Here is a 17854-nt window from a genome sequence, read left to right on the forward strand (position 1 = left end):
ATCAGGGTTGTAGCCTAGTCTCGATCCCCCTAAATCCCCCTTAAAAAGGGGAGTAGGGGTTGACTTTGAGTGCTTCGGGTCCCCCCCTTATTAAGGGGGGTTAGGGGGGATCTCCAGGTTTCAAAACACACCCTACTCGCTACATCTACGCAGATTGAGTTACTTGATGGCGGCTGGTCAACTTATCCAATTGATTCACCAACAAACTCAGGAACAATCCCACATCGGTGACAACTCCCGTAGATTCGATCGACCCGCGATCGCTCAATTTCGTCACCACAGCCGGATTAATGTCCACACAGACCATCTTCACACCCGCCGGTGTCATATTTCCCACACCGATCGAGTGCAGCATAGACGACAGCATTAACACCATATCCGCGCCCCGTAACAGCTCAGTATACTCTTCTTGAGCCTTAACCATATCCATTTGCGTGTCGGGAAGCGGCCCGTCATCGCGGATCGAACCTGCTAGGGAAAACGGTATATTGTGCTTCACGCATTCGTACATCACACCGCTGGTAATTACGCCTGCTTCAACGACTTTAGCAATACTTCCATAACGCCGCGTGGTGTTAATCATTTTCAAGTGGTGTCGGTGTCCGCCGCGCACAGCAACGCCGCGTTTCATGTCAACTCCCAAGGAAGTTCCCATGCTCGATTGTTCCATGTCGTGAACTGCGATCGCATTTCCACCCAACAATGCTTGCACGTAACCTTCGCGAATCAAATGCGCTAAATGTTCGCCGCCGCCAGTGTGGATCACAACAGGCCCCGCCGTCACTACCACTTTGCCACCGCGATCGCGAATTTGGCGCAATTCCCACGCTACTTGTTCCACTACCAACTCTACCCGGCGCTCGCTAGAAACGCTACCGGACATAAAGCTAAATTCTTGAGCATTGCGCTGTTCCCGCGATTCTGTTTTGCGGATAGTGCGGATGCCGACCACATCAACAACGACTTTTTCACCTACTTTTAAATCGCGCAATAATTTGCACGTAGCCACCGGGCCTTCTGCGGTTTCAGTAATCGCAACTGCACCATCCATCCGCTGATTTCGTGCTTTCACCCACTGACCGTTTATCCGCACTTCCGTGGGATAAATTGTAGTAACATAAAAGTCATCCGGGCCGACACCATCTTGGACGACATCTTCTAAAATAGCGTCGCAAATCTCTTGCGGTGGCGGCACTGCACCCAAGTCGATCAGCAATCCCATGATTTCTTCCATCACTTCGTGGGAAGGAGCCGAGACTTTCACATCTGCGGATGATGTGCTTTGGCGCTGTTCTCCTAAATTGAAATTGAGCACTTGGAAACTGCCGCCGTTTTCGACAATTAAGTCTAAAGCACGGCTGATTAAACCGGCATCGAGCAGGTGGCCTTCCATGCGAATTGCACGGCTTTCTACCATCACGTTTGCCGATCGATCTTCTTGCACCGGTTCCGTTACCCTGAGCGTCAAACACTTACAAGCACCGCCCGCTTTCAGAAATTCGCTCATCGGCGTTTCAATGACTTTGAAGCCTGCTTGAGCGATCCGCGTTTTCAAGCCTTCGCTGACCTTGTTCATTACCACAGTTTTGTCAATATTGACGGCATTGCAGGCAAAATTGGCGGCATCTGCTTCTTCAATGGCAATGCGTTTTTCCGGCGCAACTCGCATTTCAATTAAGCGGTTGGAGTAGGAGTCAAATGCTGCTGGATAGTAGAGCAAATAGCCACCTGTTAGGGGACAAAAACAGGTATCTAAATGATAGAAACGTTCGTCTACAAGACGCAGCGAAAGCACTTCTATGTTGAGCCATTTTGCTAGCAACGGGTGCGAGTCGAGTTCGGAACGGAAGCCGTATCCTGCCCACAACCAGCGTCCTTCGCGATCGAGCAAAGCGTCACCAGCACCTTCAAAGGGCAAATCTTTGGGGAGTTCGTGCACGGTGAAACCTTTGCTTTCAAACCATGCTTTGAAATAAGGTTCTTCGCCTTGGCGTTCTTTGTGATAGAAACGGCTGAGGACGAAAGTATTACCCAAAAGCAAACCTGCGTTGGCGGTGAACACCATATCCGGCCAGCCTTTTTCCGGCGGTACGAGGTCTACAATTGCGTTGTCTTTGAGGACGCTGTAGAGTTTTTCCCACTGTTCCACAGCGCGATCGCGCGATGATTTGTGGACGTTTCCCTCCATCCAAGGGTTAATTACATAATCGACATCGTAGTGGTCGGGAGCGCACATCAGAAAGCGTATTGAATCAGTCATAATTCAGTTAAAATGTAGTAGATGCTACAGACGCGAGTTGAGATAATATGCATGAAATCAACTGTTAAATTCATTCCCAAGAGGAAGAGTTTAACGTCTAGCAGCATAAAAATTAGGTTTTAATTCTATCACGATTAACATAAGATCCAATTAGACCACAGATGGTTTCCATGAAATATCGAATCAAATGTCAGGGTTTGATGTTATTTGTCGTCAATTAGCCTTAACAAAAGGTTTGATCGTTCGGACTTTAGTCCGCTGATTTATGCGACTAAAATCCTTACTACAAACCTGTTTTAGTTTTTACTTTTTGCAAAATCGGCAGTTCGATCGCAAATTCTGTTCCCCGCCCAACCTCTGAATGACACTGCAACTTACCGCCGTGGGTGTCTTGGACAATTTGGTAACTAATCGACAACCCCAAACCAGTACCGCTGCCGATCGGCTTTGTAGTGAAAAACGGGTCAAACATCCTTGACTGCACCTCTGCAGGGATACCGGGCCCGCTGTCAGCAATCCGCACAACAACTTGATTGTCCCTATTTATTTCAGTGCTAATGCGAATCTGAGGATTTTGCTCAAACATTTGTCCAGCATCATTTGTAACTGTTGAAATATTGTTTGCTAAGGACGAATGACTGATGACTAACGACTCTTCCACAGCATCGATCGCATTCAACAGCAAATTCATAAATACCTGGTTTAATTGCGCCGGATAACACTCGATTTTTGGTAGTTTGCCGTAATTTTTAACAACTTCAATTTCCCGACCTTTTGAATGTGACTGCAATCGGTGCTGTAAAATCACCAACGTGCTCTCTATTCCTTCATGAATGTCTGTTAATTTGATATCTTTTTCATCGAGTCTCGAAAAATTTCTTAAAGAAACCACAATCTGCTTAATTCGGTTAGCACCTCCCTGCATTGAAGCCATGATTCTCGGAAAATCTTCAGCTATAAAATCTACATCTACTTCTACCAATTCTGCCGCAATTTCTGGAACTGGTTCAGGATAGTGCTGCTGGTATATCTCGATCAACTTTACCAACTCGCGGGCGTACTGTCGGGCAGGAATAATATTGCCGTAAATGAAGCTGATCGGGTTGTTAATTTCGTGGGCTACTCCCGCTACCATTTGTCCTATACTTGACATTTTTTCCGCTTGAATGAGATGGGATTGAGCGTTTTTTAAGTGTTCCAGAGTTTGTGCTAACTGTTGAGCTTTTTCTCGTTCTCGCTGTTCGCTAAATTGCAAATCTACTTCTGCTTGTTTGCGATCGCTAATATCGATATGGGTGCCAGTCATCCGCAAAGGATTTCCCCCATCATCCCGTTCCATCACCGTTCCTTGAGCCAAAATCCACTTCCAATCGCCGGATTTTGTCAACATCCGCAATTCCACTTCGTACATCGAACTTTTGCATTGAAAGTGAGTTTCTAGTGCTGCTAGAGCCTGGGGTAAATCCTCTGGATGTAACAGTTGCTCCCAAGATGTGAACTTATTTTCTATCTCGTCTGCTTCATATCCCAACATCGTCTTCCAGCGCGAATTAAAATAGACTTCTCCCGTCACAAGATTCCAATCCCACAACCCCATCGCACTGCCTTCAAATGCCAGATAAAAACGTTCTTCGCTAAGTTGCAAGGCTGCTTCTGCTTGTTTGCGATCGGTGATATCCATGACTGTTCCCAACAGTTTGATTACTTCTCCGGTTTCGGTAAAAACAGATGTTCCCCTTGCTTCCACGTATCTAATTTGACCGCTAGAATGCAAAATCCGCAATTCTTTTTTGTAGGAACTTCCTTGCGAAATAGCGAGGCTGACAGTTTCTTTGAACAAGTCTCTGTCGTCGGGATGATACATCCGTAAAAGTTGGACGTATGTCGGTTCAGATGCAGTTGAGTCAAGACCAAAAATGCGGAATACTTCTTCTGACCAAGTAATCTTATTTGCTATAATATCAAATTCCCAACTGCCGATACGGGCAATTTTCTGGGCTGCTGCTAGACTAGCTTCGCTTTGTTGGAGTTTCAGTCGCTGCTGTTCGTCTTGTTCGAGAAGATTGGCTTGGGCGATCGCAATTCCCATTTGTGCCGCCACAGTTTTCAATAATCCGATATCATCTTGCGTCCACTGGCGGCGATCGTACTGGTGCAAGCACATCATTCCGTTGGGTTTTCCCTGGTAAGAAGTCCGCACGGCTATTATCGATTTCACACCTATTTCCTCGCACAAACCTCTGACATTTTCTAGTAGCGGTTCAGCAAAAACATCATCACAAACTACAACTTTGTCTTGGGACAATACAAGCTGAACGTGATCGTTCCCCTCCACAGGAATTTCTAAATTTACCAGAGATTTTGATTCAAATCTTGTGTAATGAGCGACACAAGGAAGGCGGGGACTTGGATCTTCTGTGTAGGTGTGAATCAAGCAACTATCGGCATTAAAAACTCGACATATTTGGGCTGCTGCTGTTTGAAACACTCGCTCCTGCTTTAAGCTATAGCGAATTTCTAGAGTAATTGTTTCTAGCAGAAATCTTTGCTTGATTTGCCTTTCCAAAGCAGCTAAAGCTGTTTTTAGTTCGAGTTCTGCTTGTTTGCGATCGCTAATTTCAGTAGCACTTCCCAGAATTTTCCAAGGTTGGCCATCCGTTGTTCTGGTAAACACGGTATCCAGGCTAAAAAACCAGCGATATTCACCGTTTTTGTGTTGAATTCGGTACTCAATCTCAAAGCTTTCACCGTCTTTTGCTGCCTCAATCCGGCTCATGTGTTCTGAGAAAGCTCCCAAATCATCAGGGTGGATTAAGTTAGGCAGAAATGCTGCTCCCATTTGTTGTATTTCTGTGATGGAATAGCCAAGATCCCTATACAGTTCGCGATTAAGATATAAAATCCGGTGTTCAATCACATCATAAATGTACAAAACATTAGGATTCATTTTAATTATTGCTGACAGCCAGTGCTGACTTTCTCGCAGTTCTGCTTCCACCCGCTTGCGTTCTTCTATTTCTGCTTGCAGGCGCGCATTTTGTTCTACAATTTGCTTGGAAAGACGACTGAGCAGCAGTTGATTTTGGATGCGGCTAACCACTTCTTCTGTTTGAAACGGTTTAGTAATGTAGTCTGCAGCACCAAGCGAAAAAGCTTTGACTTTATCAAAAACTTCATTTAAGGCACTGATAAAAATCACAGGAATATTTTTGGTTTTAGCGCAAGCTTTTAGCTGTTCGCAAACTTGATAGCCATCCATACCGGGCATCATGATGTCGAGTAAAATCAAATCCGGTGGAGTCGAGCGAGCAAACTGGAGAGCGAATTTACCATCCCGTGTCGGCCGCACTTTATATCCCTGCTTAGACAAAAATTGAGATAAAAGACGCAAGCTTTCTGGGTGGTCATCAACGATTAAAATGTTTTGTTTTAAGCTGTCGGTTTCTGATGCCTGTGTTGGTGTTTGTGCGTATTGATTATCAAGCTTTTTCACAACCTACCCTCAATTTATTATTTGAAAATTAATTTTAAAATTCAGCAAACTATCTAATATTTTGGTAATAAAATTATTAGCTTGCCGCAAGAGTCTTTCGTAAATGTTGCTTTAGGATGCGGATTTGAGCAATGCAAATTTTAATCAGCTCCGCATCTTGTTTTTCGATCGCTGGCGGTCATTCGATGTTAGATTTGAGATTTTAGACTTCGGCTAACGCTCAGTCGAAGGATTTTAGATTGACAAGGACGGATGAATCTGGGAGGTTGAACGGTAGTCTAAAATTTTGGGCTGCTCCCGACAGCCCTGGGGAAGCTTGCATCCGTTTTTGGCCTGGTCAATGAGCGACTGTATCCTCTGCTTTTATCAGCTATACGAGCATAAATCTGACTCTCAGCCTTGTTTGCGTTTGAGGCGGTGGAACTGTTAGATCGATCGCCCAAATAGCTTAGCCCTGATATTTGTAATAATTGTATCAAAAATATTGTAAATTTTAAACCTTTTGCGGACAAAGTTATCCTAACCGATCGATTTTCACAGCCGATAATCCTCAAATCACTGCTAAATTCGGCAACTTTGATTAAAAGTAAAATCTTGACAGTGTTTTAAGCAAGCAGTGTTTTGCCTGTATTTATCGGGTTGTTCGGACTTCTGTTTGGGTGTAGCGATGGCGAGATTACTATAAAAAATACTTACTGCATTCCTTGAGATGCTCTATTTGTATTTTTTAGGTAGATTTACTTACTCTACACAGCAACTACACCAGCCCTGACAAGCTCTGACAATATCTACCAATCTGAAGATTTTACCCGTAGGAATTCAGATCGCGTGCGATGGATTAGCATAACAAAAACCGTTCCTAGTGCGGACTCGTATTCCGCACTACCAACCAATCTTATTGTTGTCAATCGACCGACATGATATCACTTCACCAACTATCTTTAATTCACATCTTAAATATTAATAAACTGCCCCCATCTATCCACCATAATAAAGGAACAGGTTGAACCGTATTTGCGATGGGGGCGGGTTTTTGAATTCTGCTATTATACGCTCTAAATTTCGGTGAAACTAACCCCCGATTTTTTGTTTAGGCGATCGGGATAATTTATGATATGGCGGTTCTCAAGCGTGGTGAGATATGCCCTAGGCCCTATCCCCTAGGCCCTATGCCCTATCCCAGATAGTACCTCATACCAGAGCACAGAAAGGCTATATCTTGCTATGAGCCGACAATTCACCGTAAGCTGCATAGACGGCTTTCACATTATACCAATTGAGAAAAATTCGAGCAATTTCCAAAGCTAACTGCGACTGACCTCGGTCAATCAGCAACTGCAAAAAAGGTTTCATTGTGCGCTCGTTCAGCATCCCGCCCAAAGATAAAACTCCCCACAGTATTTGGTGCAGAACAGTCATTTGAATCATCAGCCGCACGTTCCAACTAGGGTGTTTTTGATAAAACAAAACTCCCATTCTCCCGCGCTGAATTTCTCGGTCAATCATGCCTGGTATTTGCTCTAAATTAAAAGCTGGATGCCAGTGATAGCCGACAGCAGCCGGACATTTAATCAATTTTAAACCTAAATTTTTTAACCTGACGCCCAATTCTAAATCTTCCCATCCGTACAATTGAAAACGATTGTCAAATAGTCCCGCTTCTAGCAGCCAGTGGCGGGCGATCGCCACATTTCCCGTAGCAAAGTAAGCGGCTGAAAAATCTGTTATTTTGTAAGGTTCGGAGGTGGGATTGTCGAAATTGCAAGTATTAATCACGCTGCCATAAGTAAAAACCGCATCAGTATCCTTGTATGCTTGTATCAAAGCATCTGCGTGTGCTTGCAAAAAATGCTCCGTGACGACTAAATCGCTGTCAATAAAAATAATCGTATCGCCCTTAGCATCTTCCACGCCCAAATTCCGGGCGGCGGCGGGGCCTTGGTGAGATTGACAGATCGATCGCACGTGCGGCAACAAATCGGCATTTGCGGCCAACCACTCGATCGTCCCGTCCGTCGAACCATCATCGACTACAATCACCTCATAATCTGTCACGCTGCGATCGAACTGCTGATTTTCCAGAGCCAGTAGACATTTTGCCAAAATCAATTTACGATTGTACGTCGGAATCACAACACTAAAAAACACGGATCTTCCCCATCGCCACAGTTACCGTATCCCACGGTAGCAGATTTTTCGCAGCAACTTTCCCAGGAAATCGCCAAGTGTAGCAAAAAAAGCATATATAAATCTGTACTATTTCTGACAAGAATTAATCTGAATTAGGTGCATAATGAAAAGTCGGTTAAATTCCAATACGGTTGGGTTAAGCCAGATCGCCCTGGCACCCCCTTAAAAAAGGGGAGTAGGGGGTGGGACAAGAAATTGATCGAAGTCGGCCTTCTTAAGGGGGATGCTGCAAGGGATCTCTGAACAATCAACAGTCTTAACCCAACCGTATTAACTTAAATTCAGGATGTAAATAGCAATGAGTCGCGCTAAAAAAGTTGTGCTAGCATATTCCGGCGGAGTCGATACCTCTGTCTGCATTCCTTATCTGATGAAGGAGTGGGGAGTCGAAGAGGTAATTACTCTGGCGGCGGATTTGGGACAGGGAGACGAATTAGAACCAATCCGCAAAAAAGCTTTAGCATCGGGTGCTTCGGAATCTCTGGTAATTGATGCTACCGAGGAATTTATCAAAGATTATGCGTTTCCAGCGATTCAAGCTAACGCGCTTTACGAAAATCAGTATCCGCTTTCTACGGCGTTAGCCCGCCCGCTGATTGCTAAATTGTTAGTAGAAGCTGCCGAAAAATACGGTGCAGATGCGATCGCCCACGGTTGTACTGGTAAGGGAAACGATCAGGTGCGGTTTGATGTGTCGATCGGCGCGTTGAATCCTAAGATTAAGATTTTAGCACCCGCCAGGGAGTGGAAAATGAGCCGGGAGGAAACCATTGCCTACGGCGAGAAATGCGGGATTCCGTCGCCGGTGAAGAAGTCTTCGCCTTACAGTATCGATCGCAATTTGTTAGGAATGGCGATCGAAGCCGGCATCCTCGAAGATCCTTGGGCGGAACCGCCAGAAGAGGTGTTTTTGATGACAAAGGCGATCGAGCAAACTCCCAACACACCGGAATACATAGAAATCGGTTTCGAGTGCGGAAATCCTGTCAGTTTAAACGGCAAAGAATTATCACCAGTCGCCTTAATTACCCAACTCAACGAAACAGTTGGAAATCACGGAGTCGGGCGCATCGACATGATAGAAAACCGCTTAGTGGGGATTAAATCGCGAGAGATTTATGAAACACCAGCGATTTTAGTGTTAATGCACGCGCACCGAGATTTAGAAAGCTTAACTCTGACAGGAGATGTGACGCGATACAAGCGCGGTATCGAAGAAACCTACAGCCAAATGATTTACAACGGTCTTTGGTACAACCCTTTAAAAACCGCTTTAGACGCATTCATTCAGGACACGCAAAAGCGAGTAACTGGAACAGTGAGGCTCAAACTATTCAAGGGAAATGCCACAATCGTCGGTCGCAAATCAGAAAATTCGCTGTACAGTTTCGACTTAGCAACCTACGGCGCAGAGGACGAATTCGACCACAAAGCAGCCGAAGGATTTGTCTATGTTTGGGGACTGCCCACACGCATTTGGTCGGAGAAGAATAGAGGCTAGAAATTCTTAGGTAGGGTGCGCCCCGCGCACCTTATTTCAAGATCGCAGCAGCTAAGAGTCGGCGATTGAAACCGCATCTATACAAGCAATTTCCGCCTTCCGGGACTGAAGAATCAATTACTTCTTCGCAAATTTCAGTTAATGCCGTCATAGTACATCCTCGTGCGAGCGTACTCGAAATTATAACCGTATTAGGTGTTAGAAACCGGGTTTTTTGCAAGAATTCGGCGCTGTACCCAGAGTTGTCAAAGACCCGGTTTCTGAGAGTCTTACGGGTGATGAGAAAGCGGGGTTTTTGCGAAAATTCGGTGCTGTACCCAGAGTTGTTAAAAACCCGGTTTCTGAGAGTCTTAGCAATACAAAAAATAAGGACAAAACAACGTTGTTTTGTCCTTATTTTGGTGGTATCGGAGTTGATGACACAACAATGTTGCGTCTCTACTTAGTCTTGTCCAAAGTCCGCGACTCTAACCAAATAGGAATTACAATCCAAGCAACTGCTAACAGCAAAGCAAATACAGCAAATTGAGCCGCCCAAGCTACCAACTTTTCTAAAGACACTACTTGTCCTAGGAAATATGACAAACTTACCATGACAGATGCCCAGCTTGCTGCACCCAGAATATTGAACAGCGAAAATTTCCAAAAAGGCATTTCGGCGATGCCCGCTAGGGGGCTGGCAAAAATCCGCAGCAGTGCGATGAAACGGCCTAAAAATACGGCTTTAGCTGCATTTTTGCTAAACTGTTCTTTTAGGTCAAACAGTTGTTCTTCCCGAAAGCGGAAAAATTGTCCTAGCTTCAGCAGCAGCGGCCAGCCGCCGTATCTGCCGATCGCATATCCGAAATTTCCGCCGAGAGTCGCACCGGCGATCGCGCTTCCGAGCACAAACCAGTAATTGAGTTCTCCGCTGCCGGCTAAAAAACCGCCAGCAATTGTAATTGTCTCGCCTGGAAGAGGAACTCCCAGATTTTCCAGCAAAATTCCCAGAAATACAGCCCAGTAGCCGTAATCTCGCGCAAATTCCTGAATAGTCTCTAACGATAAAAACTCAAAAGACATTTCGATACTGCCTTCGTAAACTTTTGCAAAGCTCAATACTTTTATATATTGGCTCGATTCCGCCAATAGTGCAATCTTTCGTTGTGATGAAGAACACACAAAACTCGCGATCGGCCGCCCAACAAAAAACTAGCCTTTAGGGCATTATAGATTAATCAGGATTGTTGCGGTTGCCGGATGCCGATCGCCAGCCAGTTTTCCTCCTAAATTTATCACAGTCGGGCGATCGTCCAATCCTTAAACCTTAGCTGAAATTCCCTGATGATCTCAACTTTGGCAGCAACCGAACTCACTTATTGATACTTGACAATCCGAGGATAACTGCTATGAAATTTCCCAACTTCAACCAACACATCATCCTCCAACCTCAAAATTGCCTCGACTCCCAAGCTGGGAATGTCCTCCAGCAACAGCTAGCCGAGATTTTGCCCGATCGCCACCAACTCTGGGTAATTGACATGGGCGACGTAGATTTTATCGACAGTTCCGGCTTGTGCGCCCTAGTCGGGGGACTCAACGCCGCCCGCCACCGGGGATGCCGCCTCGTCATCTGCAACGTTTCAGCCACTGTCAGGCTAATATTTGAAATTACTCAACTCGACCAACTCTTTGAAATTTTTGACAGTTTCGAGCAAATTATTTCAACAGAAACTCCTGCTTTAGTTGCTGGATAAAAATTCTATGCTGTCCCGTTAATTTCCAATCATTAGGTTCGACAGTTCGGAATGGGAGTCCAGTAATATCAAATCCGGTAGCATCGGAATTATGAGAGGTAGGATTTAGCAGGGAGAAATTCAGGGAAAAACCGGGTTTTCCATCGCCTACCGCGATCGATAAAAAAACAGTACACCTAAAAATAAGGTACACTTTGCACAGGCTACAACTGTTAGAGAAACCCGGTTTTTAAGATTTTTCAAAATTCCCCGAAACCGGGTTGAGTGGCGAGATATCTCGCCACCCAAGCTAAATCATCCGATAACCCGGTTTCTTAGACTTTGCCACAACTCCAATTATTTCGCAGTTACCAACTGGGCAGGCAGCCGCTTAAACGCCAGCCTTTCATTCTCGATATCCACAAAAATTGTATCGCCATCAACAAAATCTCCCCGCAAAATACCCTTCGCCATTTGCGTTTCCAACTCGCGTTGAATTCCTCGTTTCAGCGGCCGCGCACCGTACACAGGATCGTAGCCGATTTCTGCCAAGAAGTCGATCGCCGATTCCGACAATTTCAGAGACATTTTGCGATCGGCTAAACGTTTTTCCAAACGCTTGACTTGCAACAGCACAATCTGCCGCAATTCCACCTTACTCAAACCGTGGAAAATAATCATCTCATCAATCCGGTTCAAGAATTCCGGGCGGAAAGTTCCCCGCATCGCCTCCATCACCCGACTCCGCATTTCTTCGTTATCTCCCGCCACATCCAAGATGTATTGAGAGCCGACATTAGATGTCATAATAATCACAGAATTCTTAAAGTCTACCGTGTGACCTTGAGCATCGGTAACGCGGCCGTCATCCAGAATTTGCAACATGATATTGAAGACATCCGGGTGCGCTTTCTCAATTTCATCAAATAGAATCACGGAGTAAGGACGGCGGCGCACAGCCTCAGTTAATTGTCCGCCTTCATCGTAGCCAACGTATCCCGGAGGCGCACCGATTAACCGCGAAACCGCGTGTTTCTCCATGTATTCCGACATATCAATGCGGACGATCGCCTCTTCGGTATCAAAGAGATAAGATGCTAATGCTTTCGCCAACTCGGTTTTACCTACACCCGTGGGGCCGAGGAATATAAAACTAGCAACCGGACGGTTCGGATCGGCTAAACCCGCGCGCGATCGTTGAATTGCATCTGCAACCGCCGTCACCGCTTCATCCTGTCCGATTACCCGTTTGTGCAGTTCATCTTCCAAGTACAAAAGTTTCTGCATTTCCGATTCAACTAACTTGCTAATCGGGATTCCCGTCCACTTAGAAATAATCTCAGCAATGTCAGATTCCGTGACTTCTTCCCTGAGTAAAGTTTTACCAGTGGTTTGAGTTGCTGTCAGTTGAGCTTCGGCTTCTTGCAATTGTTTTTGCAACTCGGTTAACTTGCTATATTTCAACTCAGCAGCGCGGTTCAGGTCATATTTTAATTCAGCTTGTTGAATTTCAATATTCACCTTGTCCATCTGTTCTTTGATTGTTTGAATGCTACCGATGACACCTTTTTCTGATTGCCATTGGGCGTTCAAACCGCTTTGCTGTTCCTTGAGATTGCCTAAGTCTTTTTCCAGTCTTTCCAAGCGTTCGATCGAAGCTGCGTTGCTTTCTTTTTGCAGCGACAGCCTTTCCATTTCTAGCTGCAAAATCCGGCGGTCGATTTCGTCTAATTCTTCCGGCTTGGAAGTAATCTCCATTTTAAGTTTAGCGGCTGCTTCGTCCACTAAGTCAATGGCTTTGTCGGGAAGGAAGCGATCGCTAATATATCGAGTAGACAAAGTAGCCGCCGCCACTAGCGCGCTGTCAGAAATTTTCACGCCGTGGTGAACTTCATACCGTTCCTTCAAGCCTCGCAGAATTGAAATAGTATCTTCTACTGTCGGCTGGTCAACATAAACTTGTTGAAAACGGCGTTCTAAGGCCGCATCTTTTTCGAGATATTTGCGGTATTCGTCGAGAGTTGTAGCACCGATACAGCGCAATTCTCCCCTCGCTAACATGGGTTTGAGCAAGTTGCCGGCATCCATCGAGCCTTGAGTCGCGCCGGCCCCGACAACGGTGTGAATTTCATCGATAAATAGGATGACTTTACCGTTGCTGTCCATAACTTCTTTGAGCACGGCTTTCAAGCGTTCTTCAAATTCTCCCCGGAATTTTGCACCGGCAATTAACGCGCCCATATCTAAGCTAATTAATTGTCGGTCTTTGAGAGATTGGGGCACATCTCCGGTGATAATTCGCTGGGCGAGTCCTTCGGCGATCGCAGTTTTACCAACTCCCGGTTCCCCAATCAGTACGGGGTTATTTTTGGTGCGGCGGCTCAATATTTGAATCGTGCGGCGAATCTCGTCATCTCTTCCGATGACCGGATCGAGTTTGCCTTGACGCGCGGCTTCTGTCAAATCTCGGCCGTATTTTTCCAGCGCTTCGTATTTGCCTTCTGGATTTTGGTCTGTCACTTTGTTGTTCCCCCGGACTTGGGTAATGATATTTTTGAGCTTGGCTTCGTCTAGTTTAAATTCTTGCAGGAGATTTTTGCCGAAGCGATCGTCCTTAACGTAACCTAGGATCAAATGCTCGATCGAGATAAATTCATCGCCGTACTCTTTGCGATAAGCTTCAGCGCGGTCTAGCAGGGTGTCGAGAGAACGACCGAGATAGACGTTGCCGCCAGTTCCCGAGATTTTGGGCCCGCGGCTGATAAACTCATCAGTGCGATCGCGCAATTTGGCGATGGTCACTCCAGCTTTATTAAATAAACTGCTAGCCAGTCCCGATTCTTGTTCCAGCAACGCTTTCATCAAATGTTCGCTTTCTAGCTGTTGCTGCTGAGCTGCTTTGACGATTTCTGGAGTGCGGGCGATGGCTTCCCAGGCTTTTTCGGTAAATTGGTTTGGATTATTCGGTTGCATAAATTTTAATTCCCTGCATTAAAAAGCGATACTGTAGAGGCAAATACTCGATCGCCCGTACAATTATCATTGTAGGGAGTTGCGGAGGGCGATCGGATCGGTGTTCCCCTATCTGTAGATAGGTATTTCCGCCCTGTGTTTCAGCTTCCAGTTAAATTATCGGAAATATCCAATCAAGTCGAGCAATGATTAATTAATCAGAATAGAAGTAATATCAGGTTTAAGAAATTAACCACAATAATACAGCATATTCCATGTAGATGTACAGAGCGAGAAACCGGGTTTCCTATCAAATTCTCTCTTCATCGGAATAGTAAATTCACTGTTGACTGTTGACTGCTAACAGTTGACATCATGTATGAGTGCAACCGGAATTGATATCACAGAACAGAATCAGTAATGCGAGATCTGTAAAAAAAAACCAGGTTTCTGGGGTATACTTCATAAACTTGGAATACGCTTTATTGGTAAAAGCTCGCTTCACCAACAATCTTTCATGTTCACCGACAATCAACATAAACGCGCCCGGACTTAGCGACTAATTGCATCGATATTCAGAAAATAATCGAAGTGTTAAGCAAGAATATCAGTGAGGATTCCTGTACGTGCTATCAGTCTGTTCTCTGCACCTTATTCAGCAGAAAAATTAGCTCTCAAAATGATTATTTTTCTGCTTCCTGATTGACAAAAAAGGGATTATCAGTAATTGAGCGGACATCATATAGCCTTTCTCAGAAAGATGAGGCATAGGGCATAGGCCAAACCGGGCATAGGCCAAACCGGGCATTGGGCATAGGCCAAACCGGGCATAGGGCATAGGGCATAGCTCACTTTTGTGATAACCGCTATATGACTTTCAACTACTGCCAACTGACTCCCAACTAATGACTAATGACTAATGACTAATGACTAATGACTACTGCCAACTGCCAACTACCAACTGCCAACTGCCAACTACCAACTGCCAACTGCCAACTGAATTCAAGCCTGCATCACCACCCGTTCCGGGAGACTGACAATAAAAGTTGAGCCTTTCCCGTCCTCGCTTTCAACGCTAATTTCGCCACCCAGAATTTGACACAAGCGCTGGCTAATTGTCAATCCCAAACCCGTGCCTCCATACTTCTTAGTAGTCGAAGCATCAGCTTGAGTAAAAGGCTTGAATATCTGCTCTAATTGCTCATTGGTCATGCCAATGCCTGTATCTCTGACTCGAAAAATCAAAACTTGAGAACTGTAGTTTGAACCAGAGTTAAAATCTTTATTTTTCTTTCTTTTCGTCTGTTTAACTTTTCCATTCTTAATTCTTTCGACCTCGATAGTAATAACCCCTTTTTCAGTAAATTTGGCAGCGTTGCTGAGCAAGTTTAGGAGAATTTGCCGCACTTTAGGTTGGTCGGCGTACATTGTGCCGAGTTCGCCTTGGGTTTTCAGCGCTAAAGCATTGCCTTTTTTCTCTACTAGCGGTTGAGCCGTAGTCATCACTTCTTCAATCATTGTCGCTACGTCGAAGTTTTCCAAATAAAGCGTGACGTGGCCGGCTTCTATTTTGGAAATGTCGAGGATGTCGCTGATCATGTCGAGCAAATGTTTGCCTGCGGTTTGAATTTTTTCTAAGTCTGGGAGAAAGTCTTCAGAACCGGAATCTTGAGCATCTTCTTGCAGCATTTCGCTGTAGTTGATGATGGCGTTGAGGGGGGTGCGGAGTTCGTGGCTCATGTTGGCTAGAAATGCACTTTTTGAGCGGTTGGCAGCTTCGGCTGCTACTTTTGCTTCGTGCAAGTCTTCTGTGTATTCCGCTACTCTTTGGATCAGTTCGTTGAGCGAAGTTGCTAGCATTCCCACTTCGTCGGAAGTGGTAACTGGTACTTGCAAGTCAAAGTTCGATTCTTCTGTCACTCGCTGAGCGATCAGGGTAGTGGCTTCTAAGGGGCGGGCGATCGCCCTGCTGGTGTATGCTGCAAGTATCGCTGCGATCGCCGCCGATAGGAACAGAGAAACTACGAGAATAAGGGTTCCGAGTTTTTCTGCTTTCTCGTAAGTTCTAAACGCCTCGTCTGCTTTATTGCCAAAAGTGTCAGCGAGTTTGGCTGAATCCTCGGAAAACTGTGCGAGTTTCAAAGCGGTTTCGCCATCCACAAAATTGTTCAAGTTCCGCCCGAAAGCCTGCCGCTGCTGCGGATTCAAAGCTGATACTTTCGCAGTCGCCAACAATTTTTGTACTTGTTGAAAATATGATTCTACCGTCTTGCCGTTGACTCTAGCGAACTGTTGCAGCAGTTGGTAGTCTTTGGCAATCTCAGGATTTTTGGTCGGCTGCATGGTTTGCAGTTGTTCCAGGATGCCGCTCATCTGAGCAACGCGGGCGAGGAATTCCGATCGCTGGCGATCGAAAATTTCCGGTTTGTTCACCAGACTCGCCAGCTCTTTCTGGTGAATTCTGACTTCCTGCACCGTATTATTAAGATTAGTTAGGATTTCGGCTTTATCTCGGTCGATCGCCAGTTTTTCTCTAACTTGCTGTTTGTGATAGGATTCTACTCCCCGTCCCGCCACAGCACCCAAAATCGCAATACCAATGACCAAGGCGTATCCGCAGCCGATTTTCTGCCTGATACCCAAGCGGCCAAACAGATTTTTCAACCCTATTTGAGGAGCGTTTTGCAGTTGATTTTTCAAGGCTAAGGTTAAAGACATGGGGAATTTACTCGTCACCCTCACAGGCACTATCTATATTCTAATTGATGCCTGCGTGAGGGTAAATAAAGTTATGACTTTCAACCGGAATTCGGCAGCTATGGGGCCTTTGCAGGGTTCCACAGCTCGATCGGCTTGACAGTTTGCAGCAGTTATGGTTTAGCAACTATAGCGGTTCTCAAGTGACTGAGGAATTGATCGATTAATCTAAAATTCCTCAATTCCCCAATTTTTCAATCTCAAATCTGTACCAGTACCCGATCGATCCGATACTGGGCTAGATAAAAACCGAGTTATAAGTTGCAAGTTAGCAGTTAAATTCGCGATCGAACACTCCACTCCCCTCGCAACCCACAACTTATCGCTGTTCCTCTACTGACAAAGTTTAAATTGTGCTATTTGAGCAGGAATTTTTGAAGCATTAGGTACGCTAGCAGAGGCAGGAACGAAGATTCCCATGCCGAAACTGCAACCCTCTGCAGTCGTGCATTCTCCAGGCTTAGCGGTGATTTGATATTCGCCTTGGGATGGCGGAGTAAAAGAGATTGACGCCAGTTCCCCTGTCTTTTGACTCGAACCGATTTCTAGACCGTTCGCATCCCTGAGAGTTAGGTTTAAATCCTGGCAATTTCCGTCGCAAGTCGCAACAAAAGTATACTCAGTATCGGGATGCAGCGTGGCTCTAAACGGAGACAAAACTTGCTTGCGAACTTGGCCGAACAATGGCACAAATACTAATTTTTGACCGTTGCTAGAGCGCTGGTCAAATTCTGTTTTTAAGCGACAAACAACCGTTTTTTGGCTTTCGGTCAGTTCTTGAGCGATCGCACTTCCTATAATTGCAGTACCGAGGAGCAAGGAAATGCCCGAAATAACCAGATTTTTGATTTTCATTGATGTTCCCTAAAGTGAATTTTTGGGTGATTGCAATAGACCCCTTTTGGTTGCTGTCTATTGAGTTATCTGGAGCCTATCACATATATTGGGAATTGGCCAAACAGGAAAGGGGGAATGGGGAATGGGGA

10 protein-coding genes are annotated in these 17854 nt (G+C 45.4%); 3 read left to right on the plus strand and 7 right to left on the minus strand.

What is annotated here, in order from left to right; translation table 11 throughout:
- Positions 1-145: 145 nt before the first annotated feature.
- From argZ to IQ263_RS18585, 3 genes are all read right to left on the minus strand, one after another.
- Entirely contained in the window at positions 146-2260 is a 2115-nt protein-coding gene (gene argZ, locus IQ263_RS18575; protein WP_194069099.1) for a bifunctional arginine dihydrolase/ornithine cyclodeaminase, read from the minus strand.
- 283 nt (positions 2261-2543) lie between these two features.
- Positions 2544-5753: a PAS domain-containing protein gene (locus tag IQ263_RS29915; protein ID WP_194069101.1), complete on the minus strand. Its 3210-nt coding sequence runs from the start codon at positions 5751-5753 to the stop codon at positions 2544-2546.
- Between the two features lie 1212 nt (positions 5754-6965).
- The gene (locus IQ263_RS18585) at positions 6966-7901 is read right to left on the minus strand and encodes a glycosyltransferase family 2 protein (protein ID WP_194069103.1); all 936 of its coding nucleotides are present in this window, start codon (positions 7899-7901) and stop codon (positions 6966-6968) included.
- Between the two features lie 340 nt (positions 7902-8241).
- Here IQ263_RS18585 and IQ263_RS18590 point away from each other — a divergent pair, with 340 nt between their 5' ends.
- Positions 8242-9444: an argininosuccinate synthase gene (locus IQ263_RS18590; protein ID WP_194069105.1), complete on the plus strand. Its 1203-nt coding sequence runs from the start codon at positions 8242-8244 to the stop codon at positions 9442-9444.
- Positions 9445-9882: 438 nt separating this feature from the next.
- On the opposite strand, the gene IQ263_RS18595 is transcribed toward IQ263_RS18590, so the two are convergent.
- The gene (locus tag IQ263_RS18595) at positions 9883-10506 is read right to left on the minus strand and encodes a DedA family protein (RefSeq protein ID WP_194069111.1); all 624 of its coding nucleotides are present in this window, start codon (positions 10504-10506) and stop codon (positions 9883-9885) included.
- A 326-nt stretch (positions 10507-10832) separates the two neighbouring features.
- On the opposite strand from IQ263_RS18595, the gene IQ263_RS18600 reads away from it, so the two are divergent.
- A complete protein-coding gene (locus IQ263_RS18600; RefSeq protein WP_194069106.1) occupies positions 10833-11180 on the plus strand; it encodes an STAS domain-containing protein in 348 nt (115 codons plus the stop codon).
- 336 nt (positions 11181-11516) lie between these two features.
- On the opposite strand, the gene clpB is transcribed toward IQ263_RS18600, so the two are convergent.
- Together clpB and IQ263_RS18610 are read right to left on the minus strand one after the other, a co-directional pair.
- Complete coding sequence (gene clpB / locus IQ263_RS18605) at positions 11517-14132, minus strand: ATP-dependent chaperone ClpB (RefSeq protein WP_194069107.1); 2616 nt, start codon at positions 14130-14132, stop codon at positions 11517-11519.
- 981 nt (positions 14133-15113) lie between these two features.
- The gene (locus tag IQ263_RS18610) at positions 15114-16829 is read right to left on the minus strand and encodes a sensor histidine kinase (RefSeq protein ID WP_194069108.1); all 1716 of its coding nucleotides are present in this window, start codon (positions 16827-16829) and stop codon (positions 15114-15116) included.
- Between IQ263_RS18610 and IQ263_RS18615 the strand changes: the two genes are divergently transcribed.
- Positions 16828-16968, plus strand: coding sequence for a hypothetical protein (locus tag IQ263_RS18615; protein ID WP_194069109.1), 141 nt, complete (start codon positions 16828-16830; stop codon positions 16966-16968). The two genes, IQ263_RS18610 and IQ263_RS18615, sit on opposite strands and share 2 nt — an antisense overlap.
- A gap of 233 nt (positions 16969-17201) precedes the next feature.
- Here the strand turns inward: IQ263_RS18615 and IQ263_RS18620 are convergent, their stop codons facing one another.
- Positions 17202-17723, minus strand: coding sequence for a hypothetical protein (locus IQ263_RS18620; RefSeq protein ID WP_194069110.1), 522 nt, complete (start codon positions 17721-17723; stop codon positions 17202-17204).
- Positions 17724-17854 lie beyond the last annotated feature (131 nt).

This window comes from Tychonema sp. LEGE 06208 (assembly GCF_015207505.1).
Taxonomy (GTDB): Bacteria; Cyanobacteriota; Cyanobacteriia; order Cyanobacteriales; family Microcoleaceae; genus Microcoleus.

What these genes read in the sequence shown, in the direction of transcription:
- argZ (WP_194069099.1), bottom strand. Translation starts at nt 2,260, where the DNA reads ATGACTGATTCAATACGCTTTCTGATGTGCGCTCCCGACCACTACGAT.
- IQ263_RS18590 (WP_194069105.1), top strand. Translation starts at nt 8,242, where the DNA reads ATGAGTCGCGCTAAAAAAGTTGTGCTAGCATATTCCGGCGGAGTCGAT.
- IQ263_RS18595 (WP_194069111.1), bottom strand. Translation starts at nt 10,506, where the DNA reads ATGTCTTTTGAGTTTTTATCGTTAGAGACTATTCAGGAATTTGCGCGA.
- IQ263_RS18600 (WP_194069106.1), top strand. Translation starts at nt 10,833, where the DNA reads ATGAAATTTCCCAACTTCAACCAACACATCATCCTCCAACCTCAAAAT.
- clpB (WP_194069107.1), bottom strand. Translation starts at nt 14,132, where the DNA reads ATGCAACCGAATAATCCAAACCAATTTACCGAAAAAGCCTGGGAAGCC.
- IQ263_RS18615 (WP_194069109.1), top strand. Translation starts at nt 16,828, where the DNA reads ATGGGGAATTTACTCGTCACCCTCACAGGCACTATCTATATTCTAATT.
- IQ263_RS18610 (WP_194069108.1), bottom strand. Translation starts at nt 16,829, where the DNA reads ATGTCTTTAACCTTAGCCTTGAAAAATCAACTGCAAAACGCTCCTCAA.
- IQ263_RS18620 (WP_194069110.1), bottom strand. Translation starts at nt 17,723, where the DNA reads ATGAAAATCAAAAATCTGGTTATTTCGGGCATTTCCTTGCTCCTCGGT.